The following is a 25,476-nucleotide window of genomic DNA, read 5'->3' as shown; positions in this document are numbered from 1 at the left end:
GAATAACCTTCTTTCTTCATTTCAATGACTTTCCACTTTGTTTCTTCTGGGTAATGAACTCTTGTCTTCAAACGAAAAACACCTCCATTAAATTTGCATACTTAGTATGCGAATTCAGGAGGTGTTTTTTTCATGTACCACTATTCGGGTTCACTTCAGAAATAGAGAGGTTTTTTATAGGAATTTTGTAGTTGTTTCATCATAGCGAATAGGATGGTGTGTTATATCCTGTTTTAATAGTTGTGTGCGTAACGGTTCGTGCATGATGGAGAAATATACAGAGTTTGCTTTTTTCTCTATATCTAAAGCGGCATGGTCGAATGTTTTTGTATGAGTAAGGATTGGAAGTTCGATTTTTTTCTTATTTTTTGAAAGGTAAGTTTGTCCTTTTTGTGACATGCCTAGCAGGCGAATATATGGTGCGTGTTGTTCTATATTTGCGCTGCGTATATCCTCTTTTGTTGTGTTTGTTAAAATGTGTGTACAAGCTCTTTGTAATCTAGTCCATGTATAACGTTTTGTTTTTAATGCTTCCATGAATGAATAGAAGGAGGAACTGTTTTGTATTTTTGATAAAATACGATGCTCTAAACCTTCTTCTATTTCATATATATGTCGTAAGTCCCCTGGAGACATCGTCATGAGTCTATATTTAAAAAATGAAAAGTATTGTTCCCAATTATGTAATATCCCGTAGTTTTGTTTGTAATTTGCTAAAAGCGAAGTGGTTGCCTGTGGGAGAAAAGGTTCAATTGTTGTAAATGATCCTTCTTCGCTAAAGAGTTGTTTTCGGATGCTTGTCGCGCTTGCAATATGTTGGTCATTAAATGTTTCATCATGATAATGAGAGGCAAATCTTTTTATAGTTTGAGCTTGTATAGAGCTATTTTGTGACAGAATTGCTTTCATATATTGGAAGCCTAAAATATTATTTGGTTGTGACATATCTATGTTTTTTTCAGATGTTAAAATGTGTGAGAAAGCATCCGATGTTGCTTTTGCATAACTATTACCAGCGTCCATGAATTGTTTTACAAGGCAGTTAAAAGTCTCTTCTTCGTTTTTTTGTATGGAGATGGTATTATAAAAATTTTCGATTTGTCCATCCTCACTACCGAAACAAATTTCGGAAACACGTAGGGCATTTAAAATGGAAATAGCACCATTTGCGAAGGTTTCAGCCTTTTGTGTTGCAAAGACGTATGGAAGCTCTACAACAAGGTCTACGCCGTTTGCTAAGGCCATTTTAGTGCGATACCATTTGGAAATGAGTGCGGGCTCACCACGCTGTAAAAAAGGACCACTCATAACGGCAATTATTATATCGGATTGTGTTAACTTTTTTGTCTGTTGCACATGATAAAGATGACCGTTATGAAAAGGGTTATATTCAACAACAATACCACCAGCTTTTATGGTAATCTCTCCTTTCGATGTAGCATCTTTTTGAAAAACGTGATACTCTATATATTATTTACTATGATGACTTCATTATAGTGTAAAGAAAAAACATTGACAAATATAAAATGGCTAGCTATAATTTTGTTTGTTGCCTTGAGGTGATATGATATGAAATGGTCCATCCATCAATTGAATAAATTGAGAAATAAAGGATTGACATTGGATGAGATGGTAGATGTAAGTGAGCTAAAAGAGGTCGAGAAAGATATTCGTGAAATTAATCCTGTTCATGTAACGGGAAGAGTTGATTTTGGCTCCGGTAAGTTTACGTTTCATCTACATATAACTGGAAGCATGGTTTTACCATGTTCTCGCTCTTTAGTAGATGTGACATTACCATTTGACATTAAAACAACTGAGGTGTTCCAAACTTCACAAGAAGAATTTGAAACGGAAGCTGAAATTCATTCTTTAGAAGGAGAAGTACTTGACTTACTGCCCGTAATCAAGGAAAATATACTTTTGGAGATTCCAATGCAAATTTTCAGTGATGATGTTTCTGGTGGAGCACCGACGCAAGGTCAAGACTGGCAAGTGATTTCGGAAGAAGACAAAGAAAAGACTGTTGATCCAAGATTGGCAGGACTTGCAAAGTTTTTTGACAAATAATCGGAAGACTGGTTCAGGCCTTCATATGAAAATAACTATTTCTTTTAAGGAGGTGGGAAGAATGGCTGTACCTTTTAGAAGAACTTCTAAAACAGTAAAAAGAAAGCGTCGTACGCATTTCAAATTATCAGTACCTGGTATGGTAGAGTGCCCAAGCTGTGGTGAAGCGAAATTAGCTCACCGTGTATGTAAAGCATGCGGTACTTACAAAGGTAAAGAAGTAATCAGCAAGTAATTGCGGGAAAATAAACGCAGAAGATATCTTCTGCGTTTATTTTTTTTGTCTTAATCTTTAGTTGTTGTATTCTATCTTTTCTAGTAACTGCATATGCTTAATAAAAAATGCATAGGGAGGACTAGAGAGATGGCGACAACAAGACAAGATGCTTGGACTGATGATGAAGATTTGCTTCTGGCAGAAGTAGTACTCCGGCATATTCGAGAAGGTGGAACACAACTTTCTGCCTTTAAGGAAGTGGGAAAAAATTTATCTCGTACACCAGCGGCATGTGGGTTTAGATGGAATTCTTACGTAAGAAAGCAATATAAAGAACGTATTGAGGAAGCAAAGCAACTTCGTAAAGTAGAACATTATGAAGTGAAAGAGACAAAGGTGTTAGAACCTACGTCAATTACGTTGAATGATGTTATTGATTTCTTGCAAAATTATAAAGATGAAAACTCTTTAACGGTGTTGCAACAACAAGTTGAATCATTACAAACAGAAAGAGAGCGCCTTCTGGAGCGATTATCAGTATATGAAGAAGAGTATAGAACATTACTTGATTATATCGATCAAAAAAGAAGTGTAATGGTAGCGGAAAGAAACAATGCTCGCTCGAATGAGAAGTTAGAGAAGCTTAAGAAATAAAAAACAGCTGTTATACAGCTGTTTTTTTATTTTTTAAGCCGATTCTTCGTTTGTAACCGCATTCAAATTTGTTTCTGGATGCCAAATATAAAAATCTCCATCAGTTACTGATACGGGGTTGAAATTTAATTTATCCCAAAAACCAGCTGAATGAATACGTGCTATTGTTTTAATAGGAAATTGCATTTGTTTCGCATGATTTACAAGCATTTGCCCGAATCCTTGTTTTTGAAAAGTTGGTAATACTTCAAGTTTATAAAGTTCTAGGTAAGGACCTGTAATTTCGAATGGTTCTCCGCCGTTTCTTTTCATATATAGACTCATACGTGCGATTAGTGATCCACCATAATAAATGCCATAAAATGGAGATTCACTGTCGTTTTCAATAATGTTTGCTTGCAATTCTTCCAGCATAGATAGTTCTTGGGCTCCGCACCCTTTAAATTTTTTGAATTCATCTAACGTTTTATAATTGATGAGCAAGCGCTCAACTTTTGGGAATCCCATTACATCACATCCTTTTGTTATCTTGTTGAATGCAGAAAAGTAAAAATATTTACAATAATATTATAACTCATTTTTTTATTTTTATGAAGAAGATAGTATATTTCTTTTATTATTTTTTTGAGGATTTGCTAAACTAAGAGTATAAGTGTATTAATAGGCAGTATTATACATAGCGAAAAAAGAGAGTGTATTTGTTTGACAGAGGACAACGAAATTATAGGGCGTGCTCATGTACTTTAAAAAGATATAAAAAGGAGGGGAGGCAAGGGCGCTTAATGTGAATCCCTTGTGTGAAAATGAAAATTGGAATTGTCGGACCAGGTGCTATTGGTCTATTGTATACATTTTATTTACAAAAAAGTAACCAAGATGTTACGTTGTTTACAAGAACGGCTAAGCAGGCTGAAGAGTTGAATGAAACAGGTGTAACTTGTATTAGAGATGGAAGATGTGAAACAGTATATCCATCTGTTTTACCGATAGAAAGTATGGTAGCACAAAATTTAGATTATATATTTATTTCTGTGAAGCAATATCATATAGATGACGTACTACCGTTTGTGGAAGGGGCATCATCATTAATCTTTTTGCAAAACGGAATGTCGCATCTTCAAAAGATGCTGAAAATAGGGAGTGAAAATATAGCTGTTGGTATTGTAGAACATGGTGCGAAAAAAGAGGGAGGGCATATCGTTCATCATACTGGGATAGGGGTAACAAAATTTGGAGTGGTTTGTGGTCAATCTATACATTTCAAGAAAATATTCCGTTATTTTCCTGTTACTTATTTTCCAGTTCAAATAGAAACGGATTGGGAAGAGATTATGCACAAAAAATTAGTAGTAAATGTATGTATCAATCCATTGACAGCACTATTGGGAGTTAAGAATGGTGAATTAATCACGAATCGTTTTTTTTATCAAATGATGGAGCAAGTGTTTCAGGAGGTCGCATTTCTTATTAGAGGAGAAAAAGAAATGGTATGGCAAATGGTACGAAATGTGTGTGAAGGAACGTCTCGTAATACATCCTCTATGTTAGCGGATGTAAGAGCGAATAGACAGACGGAAATTAATGCGATTGTTGGATATGTATTAGAAGAAGCTAAGAAACAGCAACTACCAGTTCCGACACTTCAATTTTTGTTCGATGCAATAAAAGGGTTAGAAACAAGAGTATAAGTGTTATTCTTTGCTTTTACGTGAAACATTGACTACAATGTGGATTGGTGAGAGAACTGGATACGAAAGGAAGAATTATATGGAGATAAAAGAAATCTCTGTTCCGCAACAAGGTGTTGTAGCGGACTATATGAACGGTAAAAAAGAGATACAGTCATGTTTTGATTATATGTTAACAGAAGATGCTTTTAAACAACGTTTACATGATTTGCGTGAAAGGGAGTTTTTCCGCCAAGATTTAGTAGCGCATTTATTAGAATATAATACAAAATTACAAGCGGGAGAATCTACACTTCAAAATGTAAAAGCGCTTGGAGATGAAAATACATATGTTGTTATAGCTGGACAACAAGCAGGGTTATTAACTGGACCGCTTTATACAATTCATAAAGTTATTTCAATTTTACAGCTTGCAAAGGAAAAGGAAGAAAGTTTAGGAGTTAAAGTTGTCCCTGTCTTCTGGATTGCGGGTGAAGACCATGATATGGATGAGATTAACCATACTTTTGTAGCGAAAAATAAAAAGATGAAAAAAACTATTTTTTATGACCGTAATCCGAAAAAGGCGAGTGCTTCTGAGTCTGAACTTTCTGTTGAAGGTTGTAGAAATTGGATTGAAGAGATTTTTAAAACATACCCAGAAACAAATTTTACAAAGGATGTATTAAAATTTGTTGATGATGCTTTGAAAAAATCGAATACGTATGTAGATTTCTTTGCTCATCTTATTACGAAAATCTTTGCTAATTCTGGTTTAATCCTTGTTGATTCACATCATCCTGAATTAAGAAAGTTAGAAATTCCATTTTTCAAGCGAATTATAAGTAAGTATAAAGAGGTACAAGAGGGGCTTCGTAATCAGCAAGAAGTAATTAAAGAACTAGGATACAAACCGATTATTGAAACGAAGTCTCATGCAGTGCATATATTCATGGAAATAGATAATGAACGAGTATTGCTTGAAGATCAACAAGGTAAGTTTGTTGGAAAGGATGGGGCGCATTCCTTTTCATACGAAGAGTTGATTGAAGAGATGGAGAGAAATCCGGCACGTTTTAGTAATAATGTTGTAACACGTCCTCTTATGCAAGAGTATGTATTTCCTACGCTCGCATTTATTGGAGGTCCAGGAGAATTAGCTTATTGGAGTGAATTACAACAAGTATTCCATACTGTCGGTTTTCAAATGCCACCTGTCGTTCCTCGTCTTACAATTACTTATGTGGAGAGAGATATAGCGACGGATTTATTTGATTTGCAATTGAGAGAAAGTGATCCGTTTTTAAATGATGTCGATAAATTGCGTGAAAACTGGTTGTCTAATCAAATAGAGGAACCGATTGATGATCATTTTGAAAAGGCGAAAAAAGAAATTGCCGATATTCATACATCTTTACAGCAATTTGTAAAGAAAATAGAGCCAGGGTTAGGTGCGTTTGCAGGGAAAAACGAATTGAAAATTAATGAACAAATTGAACTGCTGGAAAGAATGTTGAAAAGAAATGTTGAGAAAAAGTATGAGGTTCAGCTAAATAAATTCCGCCGTATACAATTCGCACTTCGTCCATTAGGTGCACCGCAAGAACGTGTGTGGAATGTATGTTATTATTTAAATCAGTTTGGTTTGGATTTCGTTGATCGTGTAATGGAAAACCCTTTTTCTTGGGACGGAAAACATCATGTTATAAAACTATAAAATCTTGCTCTTTGGAGCAGGATTTTATTTTTATTCCGTTGAATTTACTGTGAAGTGATTTTTTTCTGAATTATCAATCAAAAAAAGTGTTAAATATGGCAATTGTGTTGGATACTTAAATATATGACAAAATAGCACAAAATGTAAACGTATTATTCGCTTTTTCGACAGTTTTTTATTTAAATTCCCGCAAAAGATGATAAAATTTAGTATATAATAAAAGAAAATAGCGATTTGTATAGTATGTTGCCTTTGTTGGTAAGTTAAATGAGTCGTTCTTTCGTATTATTTCATTCTCTAAGCGTGAAATATGTGTTTAGAGGAAGGGATACATTCAACATAATTAATTGGAAAAAGAGTAGGTGCAACAATGTTTAAACACGTAACAGTGCTTTTAAAGGAAACAGTAGACGGCTTAGATATAAAGCCAGATGGTACATATGTAGATTGTACACTGGGGGGAGGAGGACATAGTTCTTATTTATTATCCCAATTAACTGAAGGTGGAAAATTAATAGCGTTTGATCAAGATGAGATAGCGATTCAAAACGCGAAAGAAAAGTTCTCTTCATACGGTGAACAGTTTATAACAGTAAAGAGTAACTTCCGTTATTTAGCTGAAAAACTGCAGGAAATAGGTATAACAGAAGTAGACGGTATTTTATTTGATTTAGGTGTTTCATCCCCACAATTAGATACACCAGAACGAGGCTTTAGTTATCATCATGATGCACCGCTAGATATGCGGATGGATCAAGATGCCCCATTAACAGCGTACGATGTTGTAAATAGCTGGTCATATGAACAACTTGTAAGGATTTTCTTCCAATACGGTGAAGAGAAATTTTCAAAACAAATTGCAAGAAAAATTGAAGCTTATCGTGAGAATAAAGCTATTGAAACGACAGGAGAATTAGTAGAGCTAATTAAAGAAGGTATTCCGGCTCCTGCTCGTAGAACGGGTGGGCATCCTGCTAAGCGAGTGTTTCAGGCAATTCGTATAGCTGTAAACGATGAATTAAAAGTATTTGAAGAAGCATTGGAATCTGCTATTGAGATGGTTAAGCCAGGTGGAAGGGTTAGTGTTATAACATTCCATTCATTAGAAGATCGTATTTGTAAAACAACGTTTAAGCGAAATAGTACAACGCCACAATTGCCGCCAGGATTACCGATTATTCCTGATGAATTTAAGCCGAAATTAAAGCTTATTACAAGAAAACCGATTTTACCTTCTGATATAGAGCTAGAAGAAAATAATCGTGCGCGTTCTGCGAAGTTGAGAATCGCTGAAAAACGATAAAAGGGAGAGAGAGGTATGACTAATTTAGCTGTAAAGTACAAACAACAAGCGCAAGAAGAGGTGCAAATTCAAACGCCCCCACAGCAGATGGCTAAGCCGAAGGTTAAAGCGAAAATTACAAGAATCGAAAAACTGTTGTATGTAGCGTTTATTGGCTTTTTATTGTATGCCTGTGTCGCGTTTATTGGAAATAAAGCAGGCCTTTATCAAGTTAATGTAGAAGCAGCGACGATAGAAGAAAAAATTGTACAGCAGCAAAAAGAAAATCAAGAATTACAAGCTGAAGTAGAGAAGTTAAGTCGCTATGAACGAATCGCTGAAGTTGCAAAAAAACATGGGCTAGAAATTAATGCGAATAATGTGAAAGGCCTCAAATAAGGCAATAGGTGTGAAGGAACGATGAAGAAGAATATGACTAAATTTCATACCAATAAGGGAGCAGGTTATTTTATGATATTTTTCCTCCTGCTCTTTTTGCTGTTATTAGCCCGATTTTTTTACATACAATCAACAGGAACCGTTCATAATCAGGATTTAGATGCACTTGCTAAACAAAAGCATAGTAAAAAAGGAGTTCTTGAAGCGAACCGAGGAACCATTTATGATCAAAACGGTCATGTGTTAGCGCAAGACGCAAACTCTTACAAAATGGTAGCTGCACTAAAAGGTGCTAACTCAGTTGAGAATAAAGAAGATACTGCAAAGAAAATTGCAGGAGTACTTGGAAAAGGCGAAGAGGATATTTTAGCTTCTTTAAACAAGGAAGGTAGAAGTCAAGTCGAATTTGGAACGTTAGGCAAGGATTTGACGAAAGAAAAGAAGGAACAAATAGAAGCGTTGAAGTTGCCGGGAATATCTTTTATTACAGAAAATGCAAGGGTGTATCCAAACGGTGATTTTGCATCTTACGTTATAGGTCATGCAAAACCAAATGAGAATGGAACCTCGGTAGGTCAATTTGGCATAGAGAAAAGCTTGGATAAATACTTAAGTGCTTCGAACGGAGAAGTAGCATATACAGGTGATCGTAAAGGTGTGTCCCTTGATGGGGGAAAAGTTAATGTAAAGGCACCTAAAAATGGAGATAATGCTTATTTAACAATTGATCAACGTGTCCAAAGTTATTTAGAAGACGCGATGAAAGCAGCAAGTAAGCAATATGAGCCAGAAAGTTTAATAGGGATTGTTGCAGATCCGAAAACTGGGAAAATATTAGCGATGTCTACTAAACCTAGTTATGACCCTAATGATCGCCAAATTAAATATTTCTTCAATGACGCGATTGCCAATGCATTTGAACCTGGATCAACAATGAAAATTTTTACGTTAGCGGCAGCTATTAATGAAGGTGTGTACAAAGGACAAGATTATTATCAATCCGGGACATATCAAGTCGGAAATAGGAAAATAAAAGATCATAATGGCGGTGCTGGTTGGGGCTCTATCACGTTTGATGAAGGGGTAGAGCGTTCTTCAAACGTAGCGTTTGCAATTTTAGGAGATCAAAAACTTGGTCCAGAACGTTTCCGAAAATATATTCATAGTTTTGGATTAGATGAAAAAACGAACATTGATTTATCAGGTGAAGGATCGAATACAATTTTATTTGATCAGCAAATACAACAAGTGACAACAGCTTTTGGACAAGGTTCCACTGTAACACCAATTCAGCTTGTACAAGCTGCAACGGCCATTGCAAATGATGGGAAAATGATGAAACCTTATGCAATTGATAAAATTGTAGATCCGATAACAGACAAAGTAAAATTAGAACATAAGCCAGAAGAAGTAGGAAAACCTGTTACAAAGGAAACAGCAGCGCAAGTAAGACAGTTATTAGAACGTGTTGTTACATCTCCGAAAGGTACAGGGACAGCTTATAAAATTGATGGATATTCAGTTGGTGGTAAAACAGGTACAGCGCAAATTCCGGATGGAAAAGGCGGCTATATGACAGGAAGACAGAATTATATATTCTCATTCTTAGGTATGGCACCAATGGACGATCCACAACTTGTCGTGTATGTAGCTGTTAAACAGCCGAAATTAAAAGATGATGAGAACGGCGCACAACCTTTAGCTGATATTTTTAAATATGTAACAAAAAATAGTTTAGAGTATTTAAAGATTAAGCCAAATGAAGTGAAAGATCCGAAAAAACATCTGAAAGAACAACAAACTACTGTTCCAGATGTAACTGGTAAAACGATGGCTGAAGCGGGGAAAGCGATTGATAAAGCAAAACTTCGTCCAATCGTACTAGGTGAAGGGAAAGTACAGCAACAAGTACCAAAAGCGACTGAACAAACATTAAAAGGCGACCGAGTCTTCTTGGTAGGAGATAAGCCTACAATGCCAAATATACAAGGATGGGCACTGCGTGATGTTATGAATTTAGCGAAGACATTACAGCTTAACTTGAAACCTTCTGGTACAGGATACGTAACAGAACAAAGTGTGGCGGAAGGAACATTATTACAACCTGGTACAGAATTAGGTGTCACACTCGTACCGCCACTCGAACCACAGCAAGAAGCAGAAAAGCCGTAATGGTAAAAGAGAATAAGTTCTAATTAAATAAGTACAAGCATATATTGGAACAAGCTAGGCGTAAGGGAGGCTTGTTCCGATATGCGTGTATCAAATGTAACAGTTAGAAAACGACTTATTTTTATACTTATATCAGGTATACTTATTTTCACTATTATCGATATTCGTCTTGGATATGTGCAATTTTTTCTTGGGAATATGTTAACGGATCGTGCGAAAGATTCATGGAGTCGTAATATTACTTTTGAACCCGAACGTGGGAAAATTTTAGACCGAAATGGTGTGGAACTTGCCACGAATAAAAGTGCTCCAACTGTCTTTGTTGTACCGAGGCAAATTGAAAAACCAGCAGAGACTGCAGAGAAGTTAGCTGCAGTATTAGGTGTGGAAAAAGATGAGATTTATAAAAGGATTACAAAAAAAGAATCGATTGTAAGGTTAGATAAAGGCGGAAGGAAAATATCACATGACAAAGCGAAAGAAGTACGAGGATTAAGTTTGAAGGGCGTGTATATCGCAGAGGATTCTATCCGGTACTATCCATTTGGAAACTTTTTATCACATGTATTAGGTTTTGCAGGTAGTGATAACCAAGGTCTTATGGGACTAGAAAAATATTATGATAAAGAGCTAAATGGGGACAAAGGTCATGTGCGTTTTTTTGCAGATGCGAAAGGACAAAGGATGCCTAATGTTGGTGATGATTTCAAAAAGCCAGAAGCTGGTTTAAATTTAGGATTAACAATCGATGCGCGTATTACAAGGATTATGGAAAGAGAAATGAATATTGCGGAGTCAACTTATAATCCTGACGGTATGATTGCGATTGCAATGAATCCTAAAAATGGTGAAATTTTAGGTATGTCTAGTCGACCGAGTTTTGACCCAGCGGATTTTCAAAGTGTCTCTCCAGAAGTGTATAACAGAAATCTACCTGTATGGAGTACGTATGAGCCTGGTTCAACATTTAAGATCATTACATTAGCTGCAGCATTGAATGAAAATTTAGTAGACTTAGAGAAGGATACGTTTTATGATGATGGAGCAGCTGAAGTAGGTGGAGCTAGATTGAAATGCTGGAAAGCAGGAGGTCATGGCAGTCAAACGTTTTTAGAAGTCGTTCAAAACTCATGTAACCCGGGATTTATTGAACTTGGTGATCGCCTTGGTAAAGACCGATTATTTAAATACATTCGTAATTTTGGTTTTGGGCAGAAGACTGGAATTGACTTGCAAGGTGAAGGCAGTGGGATTTTATTTAATTTAGATAAAGTTGGTCCAGTAGAGCAAGCAACAACTTCATTCGGCCAAGGGGTTTCTGTTACACCGATTCAACAAGTAGCAGCTGTAGCGGCGGCTGTAAATGGTGGAACATTGTATCAGCCGTATATAGCTAAGGAGTTTATTGATCCGAAAAATAATCAAGTTGTTAGTAAAAAGACACCTGTTGAGAAAAGAAAAGTTATTTCCAAGGAAACTTCAGAAAAAGTTCGTTATGCATTAGAGAATGTTGTAGCGAAAGGTTCTGGTAAAGGTGCTTATATTGATGGATATCGTGTAGGTGGAAAAACGGGTACTGCTCAAAAGGTGAAAGATGGTAAATATTTAGAGAATAATTATATAGTATCTTTTATCGGATTTGCTCCAGCGGATGATCCAGAGATTGTTGTGTATGTTGCTGTTGATAATCCAAAAGGGGTTACACAGTTTGGTGGAGTGGTAGCAGCTCCGATTGTCGGGAATATCCTTCGAGATGCGCTTCCTGTTATGGGAGTGAAACCGAGAAAAGAACAAGTTGAGAAAGAATATAAATGGGGCGATACACCAACTGTGGAAGTTCCGAATTTAATTGGAATGAAAAAGAAAGACTTACAAACACAACTCGTCGATTTGAAGCTTGATATAAGTGGAGATGGAGAGAAAGTAATTAAACAATCACCAGAAGCGGGAGCTAAAGTAAAAGAAGGCTCAAAAATTAGAATTTACTTCGGGAATTAAAGGTAACATAGTACGTTTTATGGTACAATTGGTGGAAGTGAGTTCTTTATAGAACAGTTACTTAATTTGAGACAGTAAGTGTCTCATTCATAAATAGGTCAGTAGCACTTACCTCCTTATATAGGAGGTAATGTGTTGCTTACTGAAAAAAAGATAAATAAACAATGTAGAGAGGGTTTAGTGAAATGAAGTTGCATACACTTGTATCATGTTTGCATGATTTTCCAGTTGTTCCAAAAGAAAATCCAGAAATCACATCTATAGAAGCTGATTCACGTAAAGTGAAAGAGGGAAGCTTATTTGTATGTATGAAAGGATATACGGTTGATAGCCATGATTTTGCTAAGCAAGCAGCGGCACAAGGAGCGGCTGCTATTGTTGCGGAAAGACCAATTGATGTTGACGTTCCAGTTGTACTTGTGAAAAATACTTTTCGTTCGTTAGCGGTTTTAGCTGATTATTTTTATGGTCAACCGACACACAAGTTACATTTAATCGGAATTACAGGTACAAATGGAAAGACAACAACATCGCATATTATGGATGAGATTATGCGAGCACATGGTCATAAAACAGGGCTAATTGGAACGATTAATATGAAAATCGGTGATGAAACATTTGAGGTGAAAAATACAACACCAGATGCACTAACACTTCAACAGACGTTTTCAAAAATGGTTGAACAAGGTGTGGACAGCACGGTAATGGAAGTTTCGTCACATGCGTTAGATCTTGGTCGTGTACACGGATGTGATTACGATGTAGCGGTGTTTACGAATTTAACACAAGATCATTTAGACTATCATAAAACGATGGAAGAATATAAACATGCAAAAGGGTTACTATTTGCACAGCTTGGCAATAGTTATAATCATAATCGTGAAAAGTACGCTGTGCTGAATAGCGATGATAATGTAACAGAAGAGTATATGAGAAGTACTGCAGCAACAGTTGTAACATATGGTATTGATACAACAAGTGATATTATGGCAAAAAATATCGTTATGACGAGTGGCGGGACTACATTTACGCTTGTCACACCATATGAAAGTGTAAATGTTACGATGAAATTAATAGGTAAATTTAATGTATATAACGTACTTGCAGCAACAGCAGCAGGACTTGTTTCGGGTGTGAAATTAGAAACAATCATTGCTGTTATAAAGGATTTAGCTGGGGTTCCAGGACGTTTTGAAGTTGTTGATGGAGGGCAAAATTATACAGTTATTGTTGATTACGCACATACGCCAGATAGTTTAGAAAATGTATTAAAAACTGCAAAACAATTTGCAAAAGGTGATGTGTATTGTATCGTTGGTTGTGGTGGCGATAGGGACCGAACGAAGAGACCGATAATGGCAAGTGTTGCAACAAAATATGCAACTCATGCAATTTATACATCAGATAATCCAAGAAGTGAAGATCCAGCGGCTATTTTAGATGATATGGTACATGGTGCAAGCGGGAAAAATTATGAAATGATCATTGATAGAAAAGAAGCAATACACCATGCAATCGCTAAAGCGAAAGCAGATGATATCATTATTATTGCTGGTAAGGGGCATGAAACGTATCAAATTATTGGTAAAGAAGTTCATCATTTCGATGATCGTGAAGTTGCTAAAGAAGCAATTACAGGGCGTTTAAACAACGAAGAGTAACAACGTGAGAGGAGGACTACATGTGCTTGAGCAAGGTTTATTAGTAACGGCTGGGGTAGCATTCTTAATTTCTGTTGCCCTTTCGCCATTGTTTATTCCATTTTTAAGAAAATTAAAGTTCGGACAGAGTATTCGTGATGAGGGACCAAAGTCACATCAAAAAAAATCAGGGACACCGACAATGGGTGGTATCGTCATATACGTATCTATGATGGTAACTTCACTTATTATGGCGATTAAGTTTAATTATTTAGGTGCAGAGGTTTCGTTATTACTATTAGTGACGTTTGGTTACGGATTGATTGGATTTTTAGATGACTACATAAAGGTAGTTAAGAAGAGAAATCTTGGTTTAACATCAAAGCAAAAATTAGTAGGTCAGCTTGTTATTGCTATTGCATTCTTTTTAATTGGAAAAGGGCAAGCGTTCCACACATACATCATGATTCCGGGAACGGATGTTAAGTTTGAATTAGGTTGGGCGTATTTCGTACTTGTACTATTTATGCTTATTGGTGGATCAAATGCAGTTAACTTAACTGACGGTTTAGATGGTTTATTATCAGGAACAGCTGCTATTGCATTTGGAGCATTTAGTATTATTGCTGTGGCACAAGAGCAATTTGGAGTAGCGATATTCTGTATGGCAGTTGTAGGAGCTGTACTTGGATTTTTAGTATTCAATGCGAATCCAGCAAAAGTGTTTATGGGAGATACAGGTTCATTAGCTTTAGGTGGAGCCATTGCAGCTGTAGCGATTTTATTAAAACAAGAATTGCTACTTGTAATTATTGGCGGAGTATTCGTAATGGAAACTTTATCGGTTATCATTCAGGTCATTTCATTTAAAACAACAGGAAAACGTGTCTTTAAAATGAGTCCATTACACCATCATTATGAATTATGTGGTTGGTCAGAGTGGCGTGTTGTTGTGACGTTTTGGTCTGCAGGATTTTTATTAGCTGTGTTAGGAATTTATATCGGGGTGTGGATGTAATTGAAAACTGTAACTGAATTTCAAAATAAGAATATTCTTGTATTGGGCATTGCAAAAAGTGGTTATGCAGCAGCTACATTGTTACAAAAGTTAGGGGCAAATGTTATTGTAAATGACGGAAAGCCTTTAGCAGAGAATGTACTTGCTGCAGAATTACAAGCAAAAGGAATGGACGTTGTATGCGGTGGTCATCCTTTAGAATTATTAGAGAGAAATATTTCTCTTGTAGTAAAAAATCCAGGAATCCCGTATTCTAATCCAATATTAGTTGCTGCGAAAGAAAAGCAAATTCCGATTGTTACGGAAGTTGAATTAGCATATCGTATTTCAGAAGCACCATTTGTTGGGATTACGGGGTCTAACGGTAAAACGACGACGACAATGCTGACATTTGAAATGCTAAAAGAAGGACAAAAGCATCCTGTAATTGCAGGGAACATTGGAACTGTAGCGTGTGAAGTAGCACAGGATGCAAAAGAAAATGAAGTTGTAGTTACAGAACTTTCATCGTTTCAATTGATGGGAGTAGAATTGTTCCAACCTAAAATTGCTGCGTTTTTAAATTTATTTGAGGCCCACTTAGATTATCATGGGACGAAGAAAGAATATGGTTTAGCAAAAGCAAATATTTTTAAAAACCAAACAGAAAATGATTATAGTGTAATAAATGCGGATGATGCAGATGTGATGGCTTTGTCTGCGTATTCTAAAGGTCAAAAAATCCTGTTTTCGACAACGAAAGAAATTGAAGATGGTGCGTGTATAAAAGATAACGCTCTTTATTTCAAAGGTGAAAAAGTTATTGAAGTAAGCGATATCGTTTTACCTGGTCAACATAATCTAGAAAATATTTTAGCTGCGATGAGTATTGCGAAATTATTAGGTACTTCTAATGAAGCAATTACGGTCGTGTTAAAACGTTTTACGGGTGTAAAACATCGTTTAGAATATGTAACAACGATTAACAACCGTAAGTTTTATAATGATTCAAAAGCAACGAATATGTTAGCGACTGAGAAAGCACTATCTGCGTTTACACAACCGATTGTGTTACTAGCAGGTGGGCTTGATCGCGGAAATGAATTCGATGATTTAATTCCGTATTTCAAAAATGTAAAAGCGATTGTAACATTTGGACAAACAGCTCCTAAACTAGTAAGAGCGGCAGAAAAAGCGGGATTAGATATAATTGAAAGTGTCGATACTTTAGATGAAGCAGTGGTGAAAGCTTATGCTCATTCTAAAGATGGTGATGTCGTTCTTCTTTCTCCAGCGTGTGCAAGCTGGGATCAATTTAAAACATTTGAAGAAAGAGGAGACATTTTTATACAAGCTGTGCATAAACTTATATAAAGTAAATCAAAACATCAGTAGGCTAACACCTACTGATGTTTTGTTACATAGGGCAAAAGGTTCTGCCTAAAGAGGTGGTGTTTGTGGGTAATGAAGAAAACGCCTGATTTTATTCTCATCATCGTAACACTTTCATTGTTGACAATCGGAATGATTATGGTTTATAGTGCGAGTGCAGTTTGGGCCTCTTATAAAATGGGGGACTCATTCTTTTTTGCAAAAAGACAATTACTGTTTGCGGGTCTTGGTGTAGTAGCTATGTTTTTTATTATGAAAATTGATTATTGGGTGTGGCGTACGTATTCAAAAGTGATTTTGCTAGTTTGCTTCATTCTTCTTATTCTCGTTCTTATTCCTGGAGTAGGTCTTGTTCGAGGAGGAGCACGAAGTTGGATTGGAATCGGAGCATTTTCGATTCAGCCGTCAGAATTTATGAAGTTTGCGATGATTATTTTCTTGGCAAAGTTTTTAGCAGAACGGCAAAAATTGATTACATCTTTTAAACGTGGTTTATTACCGGCTCTTAGTTTTGTGTTTCTTGCTTTTGGGATGATTATGTTACAGCCAGACCTTGGGACAGGAACGGTAATGGTTGGGACATGTATCATTATGATATTCATTTCGGGAGCGAGAGTTTTTCACTTTGCAATGTTTGGTTTGATTGGTGTAGCAGGATTTGTAGGGTTAATTGCATCAGCACCGTATCGAATGAAACGCATTACATCATATTTAGATCCGTGGTCAGATCCGCTCGGGAGTGGATTTCAAATTATCCAATCATTACTTGCAATTGGACCTGGTGGATTATTTGGGCTTGGACTTGGACAAAGTAGACAAAAATTTCTTTATTTACCTGAACCACAAACTGACTTTATATTTGCGATCTTATCCGAGGAATTAGGTTTTATTGGTGGTTCATTTGTGTTATTATTATTTAGTCTATTATTATGGCGCGGGATTCGTATCGCATTAGGAGCGCCAGATTTATATGGTACGTTTTTAGCAGTAGGTATTGTGGCGATGATTGCGATTCAAGTAATGATTAATGTTGGTGTTGTAACAGGACTAATGCCTGTTACGGGTATTACCTTGCCGTTTTTAAGTTATGGTGGATCAAGTTTGACATTAATGTTAATGGCAGTAGGTGTATTATTAAATATAAGTCGCCATTCTCGCTACTAAACCCTGTTTATAAGACAGGGTTTTTCGTATGTGTGTAAAAATGCAATATGTATATAGAAATAAATATAATGGAAATAAGAAAAGAGAAGCGGAGGAGTTAGTAGTGCGTGTATTAGTGAGTGGTGGGGGTACTGGTGGTCATATTTATCCAGCTCTTGCTTTAATTAGAGAAATAAAAAAGTTAAATCCAGAAGCAAGATTTTTATATATTGGTACGGAAAATGGACTAGAGAGTACAATCGTTCCAAAAGCAGGTATACCATTTCAATCTATTGTTATAAGTGGATTTAAACGAAAAATATCATTAGATAATGTGAAAACAGTAATGCGTTTTCTAAAAGGTGTACAGGATAGTAAACGATATATTCGTCGTTTTAATCCGGATATCGTAATTGGAACGGGTGGATATGTATGTGGACCAGTTGTATACGCTGCAGCCAAATTAGGTATTCCAACTATTGTACATGAACAAAATAGTGTACCAGGTGTAACGAACAAGTTTTTAAGCCGTTATGTTGATAAAGTTGCTGTTTGTTTTGAAGCAGCTATAGAGCATTTTCCGGAGTCAAAAGTGGTAATGACAGGTAATCCACGAGCATCAGAGGTAATGGAACAAAATGGAATGAAGGGGAAACGTTCAGTTGGGCTTTCTCTTCCTAAAAAGTCTGTACTTATATTTGGTGGAAGTCGTGGGGCTAGACCGATTAACGATGCCTTCGTTGAAGCAATTGAACAGTTTGGGAACAAAAGCTACGAAATACTATATGTAACAGGTGAAGTACATTATGACAAAGTGATGGAAGCCGTGAAGCAAAAAGGGAACCCAAGCAATGTTATTATTAAGCCGTTCATTCATAATATGCCAGAGGTACTAACTGGTGTAGACCTTGTTGTTTCAAGGGCTGGGGCAACAACACTTGCAGAATTAACAGCGTTAGGAAAACCAAGTGTGTTAATACCGAGTCCGTATGTAACAAATAATCATCAGGAAAAGAATGCACGTTCAGTTGTTGATAAAGGAGCGGCAAAAATGTTACTTGAAAAAGATTTAACAGCTGAAACGCTTATTCGTGATATTGATGAGATTTTATTAGATGCACAAACATTACAAAATATGAAGCTAGCTGCTAAGCAACTAGGTATTCCAGATGCAGCAAATAAGCTGTATGAAGTAATGAATAAACTTGTAAAAAAATAAAGTGAGGCTTTAATCAGTGGGGAGTGATTCTCTCTCTTTGATTATTACCTTTCACTAATCGGATGTTTACTGGTATCCTCATTCCGCCTAATTTTTTTGTTATCACCTAATTTTGATTTAGGAGCTGTACTGCCCGTAAATAGAGGGATAACGTTAGGTGAACGCCCTGCATATTATTGTCATAAGGAGACTTAATATGGGGGAGATTGTCTATGGAACAATTAGTAAATGAGCTTATAGAAGCAGACGTTGGTCGTGTTTTGGCTAACGAGCCGTTAGCACGTTATACAACTATGAAAATAGGTGGCCCAGCGGATATTTTAATTGTGCCAAAGCATGTAGCCGGTATTGAAAAAACATTACAGTTAGTAAAGCAATACAAAACGAAGTGGACTGTAATTGGTCGCGGTTCAAACCTTCTTGTATCTGATCAAGGCATAGAAGGTGTTGTTATTCGTTTAGGAGAAGGATTAGATCACTTAGAGGTCGAAAAACATAAGGTAAGAGTTGGTAGTGGATATCCTCTTATTAAATTGTCAACTTTACTTAGTCGTCAAGGGTTAGCTGGATTGGAGTTTGCAAGCGGTATTCCAGGAAGTGTCGGTGGTGCAGTATATATGAATGCAGGTGCACATAAATCGGATATATCGAGTGTATTATCGAAGGCTCTCATTCTGTTTGAAGACGGTGCAATTGACTGGTTAACGAATAAAGAACTGGAGTTTTCTTATCGGGCATCTGTATTGCAAACGAAACGTCCTGGTATTGTTTTAGAGGCGGTGTTTCAATTACAGGCGGGGAAACGTGAAGAAATTGTACGTAGCATGCAAAATAATAAAGATTACCGCCGTGAAACGCAACCATGGAATCACCCGTGTGCAGGAAGTGTATTTCGGAATCCAATCCCACATTTTGCAGGAGATTTAGTAGAAAAAGCAGGGCTTCGTGGCTATAGGATTGGTGGAGCTCAAATTTCTGAAATGCATGGCAATTTTATTGTTAATACTGGGGGAGCTTCAGCGCAAGATGTATTGTCTTTAATTGAATTAATAAAACATACAATTAAGGATAAATTTGATGTAGATATGCACACAGAAGTAGAAATCATTGGAAGATAACGGTTATTCGTTCCGCTCATTATCATTTATGTTATAATAAGAAGATAAGAACGGCATGAGGAACATGCCGTTCTTTATGTTACATAGGGGGATCGTACATGAATAATAGTAAAGTGATTAAACTACAAGATCGTGTACCAAAATTGAAAAATCAAAAGAAAAAAAACAAAAAAAATGTTAATCATCGATTGATTTTATACATATCAATTTTATTTTTATTAGTGCTCTTTTTAATTTATTTTCGGTCTCCGCTTAGTAATATAAAAAAGATTAGTGTGTTTGGAAATCACTATATGACGGATGAACAAGTAATGAAGGATTCAGGCGTGACATATGATACAAGTTATTTCCGAGTGACAGCACATAAAGCTGAAGAAAACTTAACGAAGCGAAAAGAAATTAAAGCAGTAAATGTAAAAAAACGTTTTCCAAACAATATTGATATTCATATCGAAGAATATTTAACGATTGGTTATATAAATAAAGAGGGAAAATTACAACCGTTATTAGAGAATGGAAAAACGCTTGATGTACTGCCTAATGGAAAACTTCCTGTTGCAGCACCGATTTTCGAACCTTTTAAAGAAGAGAAAATGAAGGAGTTAATCGCTGAACTAGAAAAATTAACACCAGCTATTTTAAAATCTATTTCGGAGATTCGCTATTCACCAACGAATGCGAATGAAGATCATCTTACTTTATATATGAATGAAGGTTATGAAGTGAGCACTACAATTCAAAATTTCGCAAAACGTATGGAAGCCTATCCGCTTATTTTAAAAACAATTGAGCCAGGTAAGAAGGTATTAATTGACTTAGAAGTAGGTGCATATACGAAAGAATTAGGTGCGGAAGAAAAAAAAGAATAGAATGGTAGTTTTCGTTACTTATAGCAGAAAAAACGAAACGAATGTTCTATTATGTGTATACGAATTTAGAAGAATGGTTCATTTGATGAAAAATATGTAAAAATTCTTAGATTCATACTAGTATTGGTACAAGTTTCACTTTTCTATGAGTACATCTTAGTGTAGACTTATACTTGGCGGTAAACTTTACACTCGAAATAGAATTATTTCAAGATAAGCAGTTATTCATAGTTTACTGCGATATTCTTAATTGAATGCTAAATAAAAATAAGAAAAATATAGGGTTAAAAAAGGGAAACGTATAAAGACGTTGAATATTTTTCTTATAAATAGTAAAGTTGCGATTGTTGTTCCATATATTGAGTTGTATGGTATAAATAAAGAAGGAGGTGCCAAAGAATGAACAGCAATGAAATATATGTTAGTCTTGACATCGGTACATCCAATGTTAAAGTCATCATTGGTGAAATGGTTAATGACAGCTTAAACATTATTGGTGTTGGAAATGTAAAATCAAATGGTTTAAAGAAGGGATCGATAGTTGATATAGACGAGACTGTTCGATCAATTAAAAAAGCAATTGAACAAGCTGAGCGCATGGTGGGGATCCACATTGAGCAAGTTGTAGTAGGTGTCAATGCAAACCAGGTACAGCTACTTCCTTGTCACGGAGTAGTCGCTGTTTCAAATGAAGATCGTGAAATCGGGAATGAAGATGTCTTACGCGTTCTAGATGCAGCACAAGTTGTGTCAATTGCTCCAGAACGTGAGTTTATTGATGTGGTACCTCGACAGTTCATCGTAGACGGTCTTGACGAGATTAACGATCCACGCGGGATGATCGGTGTAAGATTAGAAATGGAAGGTACACTTATTACAGGCTCGAGAACTTTACTACATAACCTACTTCGTTGTGTAGAAAAAGCAGGTCTTGAAATTGTTGATATTTGTCTTCAACCTTTAGCGGCTGCAACAGTTGCAATATCTTCAGATGAAAAAAATAGAGGAGTAGCCCTTGTTGATATGGGGGGAGGATCTACAACTTTATCTATTTTTAAAGATGGAGAGTTACAAGCGACAAGCGTATTACCATTAGGGGGAGACCATATAACGAAAGATATTGCGATTGGGTTGAAAACTTCAACAGAAAATGCAGATCAAATTAAGTTGAAATATGGACATGCTTTTTATGATACAGCATCTGAAGAAGAGATGTTTACGGTTCCTATTATGGGAAGTGATCAAACAGAACAATATTCTCAGTTGGAATTATCGGATATAATAGAGGCTCGTGTAGAGGAAATTTTAATGTTTGTTCAAGATGAAGTGCGTAAGTTAGGAGTAAAGCAAGTGGCTTCTGGTTATGTACTAACTGGCGGAATTGCTTCTATGCCAGGTGTTCTTGATCTTGCATATGATATTTTACATGAAAATGTTCGTGTAGCAACTCCTGATTATATTGGTGTGCGTGAGCCCCAATATACAAGTGGAGTTGGATTAATTAAACATTCTTATCAAAAAGCTAAATTACGTGGGAAAAATGTGCAGGAAAAGCAAGAGCATTTTGAACCAGTACCAGCACCAGCACCAACGCCGGTACAACAGCAACCCACGAAACAAAAAACTCGTAATCAAAACAATAATAATCAAAATGATGACCGCATGATGTCAAAAGTAAAACGTGTATTCCGTTATTTATGGGATTAAAATTGGACACGAAAAATGAGGTTCTAGGGGGATTTCGACATGTTAGAGTTTGATACTACTCAAGATCAATTAGCGAATATAAAAGTTATCGGTGTCGGCGGTGGCGGAAACAATGCTGTAAACCGTATGATTGAACACGGTGTACAAGGTGTAGACTTTATCGCTGTGAACACTGATGCACAAGCATTAAATCTATCAAAAGCTGAAACAAAAATGCAAATTGGTGGAAAATTAACGCGTGGACTTGGTGCAGGCGCAAACCCTGAAGTAGGGAAAAAAGCTGCAGAAGAAAGTAAAGAACAGATCCAAGAAGCACTTCGTGGTGCGGATATGGTCTTCGTAACTGCCGGTATGGGCGGTGGAACTGGAACTGGTGCAGCTCCAGTTGTTGCTCAAGTTGCAAAAGAATTAGGTGCTTTAACAGTAGGTGTTGTAACACGTCCATTTACTTTTGAAGGACGTAAGCGTGCGACGCAAGCAGCATCTGGTATTGCAGCATTTAAAGAAAATGTAGATACTCTTATTGTAATTCCAAACGATCGCTTATTAGAGATTGTTGATAAAAATACGCCAATGTTAGAAGCATTCCGTGAAGCTGATAACGTATTACGTCAAGGTGTTCAAGGTATTTCGGATTTAATTGCAACGCCAGGTTTAATTAACTTAGACTTTGCAGACGTAAAGACAATTATGTCTAATAGAGGTTCTGCTTTAATGGGTATTGGTTCTGGTAATGGGGAAAATCGTGCTGCAGAAGCTGCGAAAAAAGCAATTTCTAGCCCATTACTAGAAACATCTATTGATGGAGCTCAAGGTGTTATCATGAACATTACGGGTGGCGCTAACTTAAGCTTATATGAAGTACAAGAAGCGGCAGACATCGTAGCTTCAGCTTCAGATCCAGAAGTAAATATGATCTTCGGTTCTGTTATTAACGAAGGATTAAAAGATGATATCGTTGTAACTGTAATTGCAACTGGTTTTGATGATAGCATTGCAACTCAACCACCAAAACCAATTATTCGTCCGAATGCGAACCACACACAACAACAGCAACAACCAGTAGCTCAACCTTCAAAACAGCGTGAAGTAAAACGTGAAATGAAGCGTGAAGAGCCAGTTGTACATGAGCGTCATTCAGATTCAGATGATATCGATATTCCAGCATTTTTACGTAACCGTCGTAGACGATAAAAAAAGGAGCTTTCATGCTCCTTTTTATTTTTTATGGAAAAGACCTGCTAAGCAGGTCTTTTTTTATTTCGTATATTTCAATATACTTTGTTTGTGAAAATAAGAGTATATCATTCTATGAATTTGTACTTTTATTTTTTACCGACAGATTATGTCTAGAAATCACAAAATAACAAAAAAACACCTCCGCAAATTGACACACTTTCCTATTGGATATGCATTATACTAGTCTCAACTTGAAAAAAGAGGTGAATTGTTTGGTTGTTTACGCCGACGTTGTTTGGTTGTTAAACGCCTGCATTGATTTTCTTTTGCTTTTATTAACAGCTACCGTGTTAAAAAAGAAAATCAAAAGATGGAGGCTTGTGTTAGGGGCATTTATAGGTTCAACCATTGTTATTTTTGCCTTTACTCCTTTTGCTTCTATGATGACACATCCAATTATGAAACTACTGTACTCGTTACTTATTGTGTATACAGCATTTGGGTTTACGACATTTAGAAATTATGCACAAACTGTTTTTACTTTTTACTTTGTAACCTTTATGGTTGGCGGAGGATTAATTGGAACTCATTTCTTTTTGCAAACGAATGAAATGGTAAATGGATTGGTTCAATCTCAGTCAATTTCTTACGGTGATCCAATTAGTTGGTTATTTGTTATTTTTGGTTTTCCAGTAATTTATTATTTTTCTAAAAAGCGTATTGAAAGCGTAGAGGTCACGAAAATACACTATGATCAAATTGTGAAAGTAAAAATTCAATTAGCCGAAGAAGAACTAGAACTCGCAGGTCTTATTGATAGTGGGAACCAACTTTATGACCCATTAACAAAAACACCTGTTATGATTATGCATGTTTCATCATTAGAACATTGCTTACCATCTTGGTTAACAGAACAAATTTATTCCAAAACAGAAATTCCTCAAATACCAGAAAATGATTCTGGTTGGGCGACCAAATTACGCTTAATTCCTTTCCGTGCAGTAGGAGTAGAGAGTCAATTTTTGTGGGCAATTAAGCCTGACAGTGTGCAAGTTGACCATGAAGGTAGTTCTATTGTTGTAAACAAAGTATTAATTGGATTAAATACACAACAGCTGTCTACTAATGGGGAGTATCAATGTATTGTGCATCCAAAAATGTTGATTTCGCAAAAAATGGTGATCGCTTAATAAATGAGAGGCGGGATAATATGATGAAATTAAAATTTTATTTAGTATACCTTTGGTATAAAGTATTGCTGAAATTAGGAATTAAGACCGATGAAATTTATTATATTGGTGGAAGTGAAGCGTTGCCACCACCGTTAACAAAAGAAGAAGAGGAAGTTCTTTTGAATAAATTGCCAAAAGGAGATCAGGCAGCAAGGTCATTACTTATTGAACGTAACTTAAGGCTCGTTGTATATATAGCAAGAAAGTTTGAAAATACAGGGATAAATATTGAAGATTTGATTAGTATAGGAACAATCGGCCTTATTAAAGCGGTAAATACATTTAATCCAGAAAAGAAAATAAAATTAGCAACATATGCATCGCGTTGTATAGAAAATGAAATTTTAATGCATTTACGTCGAAATAACAAAAATCGTTCGGAAGTTTCTTTTGATGAACCACTAAACATTGATTGGGATGGGAATGAACTGTTATTGTCTGACGTGTTAGGTACAGATGATGATATTATTACAAAAGATTTAGAAGCTACTGTAGATCGTCACCTTTTAATGAAAGCATTACACCAATTAAATGATCGTGAAAAACAAATTATGGAACTTCGGTTTGGGCTTGCTGGAGGAGAGGAAAAGACGCAAAAAGATGTGGCTGATATGCTTGGGATTTCACAGTCATACATTTCGCGTTTAGAAAAAAGAATTATAAAAAGATTACGAAAAGAATTTAATAAAATGGTGTAAAGAATAAGACCAGCCGTTATGTAGGCTGGTCTTATTCTATTTAGTTGTATTAGGAAAGATAATTTAAATAATAAATCGTGAAAAAACCACATGCATAAAATCCCCT

General features: G+C 36.1%; 22 protein-coding genes. 20 read left to right on the top strand and 2 right to left on the bottom strand.

Annotated elements, in window-relative coordinates:
• Positions 1–174: 174 nt before the first annotated feature.
• The gene (locus ACTFSL_RS12190) at positions 175–1,356 is read right to left on the bottom strand and encodes a nucleotidyltransferase (RefSeq protein WP_002182932.1); all 1,182 of its coding nucleotides are present in this window, start codon (positions 1,354–1,356) and stop codon (positions 175–177) included.
• Positions 1,357–1,569: 213 nt separating this feature from the next.
• On the opposite strand from ACTFSL_RS12190, the gene ACTFSL_RS12185 reads away from it, so the two are divergent.
• The 3 genes from ACTFSL_RS12185 (at position 1,570) to ACTFSL_RS12175 (ending at position 2,941) form a co-directional block, all read left to right on the top strand.
• Positions 1,570–2,070: a YceD family protein gene (locus tag ACTFSL_RS12185; protein WP_000872149.1), complete on the top strand. Its 501-nt coding sequence runs from the start codon at positions 1,570–1,572 to the stop codon at positions 2,068–2,070.
• Between the two features lie 61 nt (positions 2,071–2,131).
• The gene (rpmF, locus tag ACTFSL_RS12180) at positions 2,132–2,305 is read left to right on the top strand and encodes a 50S ribosomal protein L32 (protein ID WP_001984764.1); all 174 of its coding nucleotides are present in this window, start codon (positions 2,132–2,134) and stop codon (positions 2,303–2,305) included.
• Between the two features lie 129 nt (positions 2,306–2,434).
• On the top strand, positions 2,435–2,941 hold the full coding sequence (locus ACTFSL_RS12175; protein ID WP_000246467.1) for an RsfA family transcriptional regulator: 507 nt from the start codon (positions 2,435–2,437) through the stop codon (positions 2,939–2,941).
• A 33-nt stretch (positions 2,942–2,974) separates the two neighbouring features.
• Here ACTFSL_RS12175 and ACTFSL_RS12170 read toward each other — a convergent pair whose 3' ends face one another.
• Complete coding sequence (locus ACTFSL_RS12170; RefSeq protein ID WP_000506694.1) at positions 2,975–3,448, bottom strand: N-acetyltransferase; 474 nt, start codon at positions 3,446–3,448, stop codon at positions 2,975–2,977.
• 296 nt (positions 3,449–3,744) lie between these two features.
• Between ACTFSL_RS12170 and panE the strand changes: the two genes are divergently transcribed.
• The 17 genes from panE (at position 3,745) to sigE (ending at position 25,370) form a co-directional block, all read left to right on the top strand.
• The gene (panE, locus tag ACTFSL_RS12165) at positions 3,745–4,629 is read left to right on the top strand and encodes a 2-dehydropantoate 2-reductase (RefSeq protein ID WP_002182931.1); all 885 of its coding nucleotides are present in this window, start codon (positions 3,745–3,747) and stop codon (positions 4,627–4,629) included.
• A 79-nt stretch (positions 4,630–4,708) separates the two neighbouring features.
• A complete protein-coding gene (gene bshC / locus ACTFSL_RS12160; protein ID WP_440041798.1) occupies positions 4,709–6,325 on the top strand; it encodes a bacillithiol biosynthesis cysteine-adding enzyme BshC in 1,617 nt (538 codons plus the stop codon).
• A 370-nt stretch (positions 6,326–6,695) separates the two neighbouring features.
• Positions 6,696–7,628: a 16S rRNA (cytosine(1402)-N(4))-methyltransferase RsmH gene (gene rsmH / locus ACTFSL_RS12155; RefSeq protein WP_000472508.1), complete on the top strand. Its 933-nt coding sequence runs from the start codon at positions 6,696–6,698 to the stop codon at positions 7,626–7,628.
• Positions 7,629–7,643: 15 nt separating this feature from the next.
• On the top strand, positions 7,644–8,006 hold the full coding sequence (gene ftsL, locus ACTFSL_RS12150) for a cell division protein FtsL (protein WP_000182804.1): 363 nt from the start codon (positions 7,644–7,646) through the stop codon (positions 8,004–8,006).
• Between the two features lie 21 nt (positions 8,007–8,027).
• A complete protein-coding gene (locus ACTFSL_RS12145; RefSeq protein ID WP_000739960.1) occupies positions 8,028–10,178 on the top strand; it encodes a penicillin-binding protein in 2,151 nt (716 codons plus the stop codon).
• A gap of 81 nt (positions 10,179–10,259) precedes the next feature.
• The gene (locus tag ACTFSL_RS12140; RefSeq protein ID WP_001266234.1) at positions 10,260–12,176 is read left to right on the top strand and encodes a stage V sporulation protein D; all 1,917 of its coding nucleotides are present in this window, start codon (positions 10,260–10,262) and stop codon (positions 12,174–12,176) included.
• A 185-nt stretch (positions 12,177–12,361) separates the two neighbouring features.
• Entirely contained in the window at positions 12,362–13,837 is a 1,476-nt protein-coding gene (gene murE / locus ACTFSL_RS12135) for a UDP-N-acetylmuramoyl-L-alanyl-D-glutamate--2,6-diaminopimelate ligase (RefSeq protein WP_000766313.1), read from the top strand.
• 22 nt (positions 13,838–13,859) lie between these two features.
• A complete protein-coding gene (mraY, locus tag ACTFSL_RS12130) occupies positions 13,860–14,834 on the top strand; it encodes a phospho-N-acetylmuramoyl-pentapeptide-transferase (RefSeq protein ID WP_000893060.1) in 975 nt (324 codons plus the stop codon).
• A complete protein-coding gene (murD, locus tag ACTFSL_RS12125; protein WP_000860115.1) occupies positions 14,835–16,187 on the top strand; it encodes a UDP-N-acetylmuramoyl-L-alanine--D-glutamate ligase in 1,353 nt (450 codons plus the stop codon).
• 90 nt (positions 16,188–16,277) lie between these two features.
• Complete coding sequence (gene spoVE / locus ACTFSL_RS12120) at positions 16,278–17,369, top strand: stage V sporulation protein E (RefSeq protein WP_000753520.1); 1,092 nt, start codon at positions 16,278–16,280, stop codon at positions 17,367–17,369.
• Positions 17,370–17,472: 103 nt separating this feature from the next.
• Positions 17,473–18,567 (top strand): undecaprenyldiphospho-muramoylpentapeptide beta-N-acetylglucosaminyltransferase, encoded by a 1,095-nt coding sequence (gene murG, locus ACTFSL_RS12115; protein ID WP_025689214.1) that lies wholly within the window; start codon positions 17,473–17,475, stop codon positions 18,565–18,567.
• Between the two features lie 212 nt (positions 18,568–18,779).
• A complete protein-coding gene (murB, locus tag ACTFSL_RS12110; RefSeq protein ID WP_000437018.1) occupies positions 18,780–19,685 on the top strand; it encodes a UDP-N-acetylmuramate dehydrogenase in 906 nt (301 codons plus the stop codon).
• 98 nt (positions 19,686–19,783) lie between these two features.
• The gene (divIB, locus tag ACTFSL_RS12105; protein WP_001065793.1) at positions 19,784–20,554 is read left to right on the top strand and encodes a cell division protein DivIB; all 771 of its coding nucleotides are present in this window, start codon (positions 19,784–19,786) and stop codon (positions 20,552–20,554) included.
• A 399-nt stretch (positions 20,555–20,953) separates the two neighbouring features.
• The gene (gene ftsA / locus ACTFSL_RS12100) at positions 20,954–22,261 is read left to right on the top strand and encodes a cell division protein FtsA (RefSeq protein ID WP_001087558.1); all 1,308 of its coding nucleotides are present in this window, start codon (positions 20,954–20,956) and stop codon (positions 22,259–22,261) included.
• A 39-nt stretch (positions 22,262–22,300) separates the two neighbouring features.
• Positions 22,301–23,455, top strand: a complete 1,155-nt coding sequence (gene ftsZ, locus ACTFSL_RS12095; RefSeq protein WP_000888984.1) for a cell division protein FtsZ — start codon at positions 22,301–22,303, stop codon at positions 23,453–23,455.
• Positions 23,456–23,712: 257 nt separating this feature from the next.
• Positions 23,713–24,630, top strand: a complete 918-nt coding sequence (gene spoIIGA, locus ACTFSL_RS12090) for a sigma-E processing peptidase SpoIIGA (RefSeq protein ID WP_000261975.1) — start codon at positions 23,713–23,715, stop codon at positions 24,628–24,630.
• Between the two features lie 20 nt (positions 24,631–24,650).
• Positions 24,651–25,370: an RNA polymerase sporulation sigma factor SigE gene (gene sigE / locus ACTFSL_RS12085; protein WP_000976948.1), complete on the top strand. Its 720-nt coding sequence runs from the start codon at positions 24,651–24,653 to the stop codon at positions 25,368–25,370.
• The last annotated feature ends 106 nt before the right edge of the window (positions 25,371–25,476 follow it).

The organism is Bacillus cereus group sp. MYBK108-1 (assembly GCF_051917185.1).
Lineage (GTDB): Bacteria > Bacillota > Bacilli > Bacillales > Bacillaceae_G > Bacillus_A > Bacillus_A cereus.
This window is presented reverse-complemented; position numbering and strand designations above follow the sequence as displayed.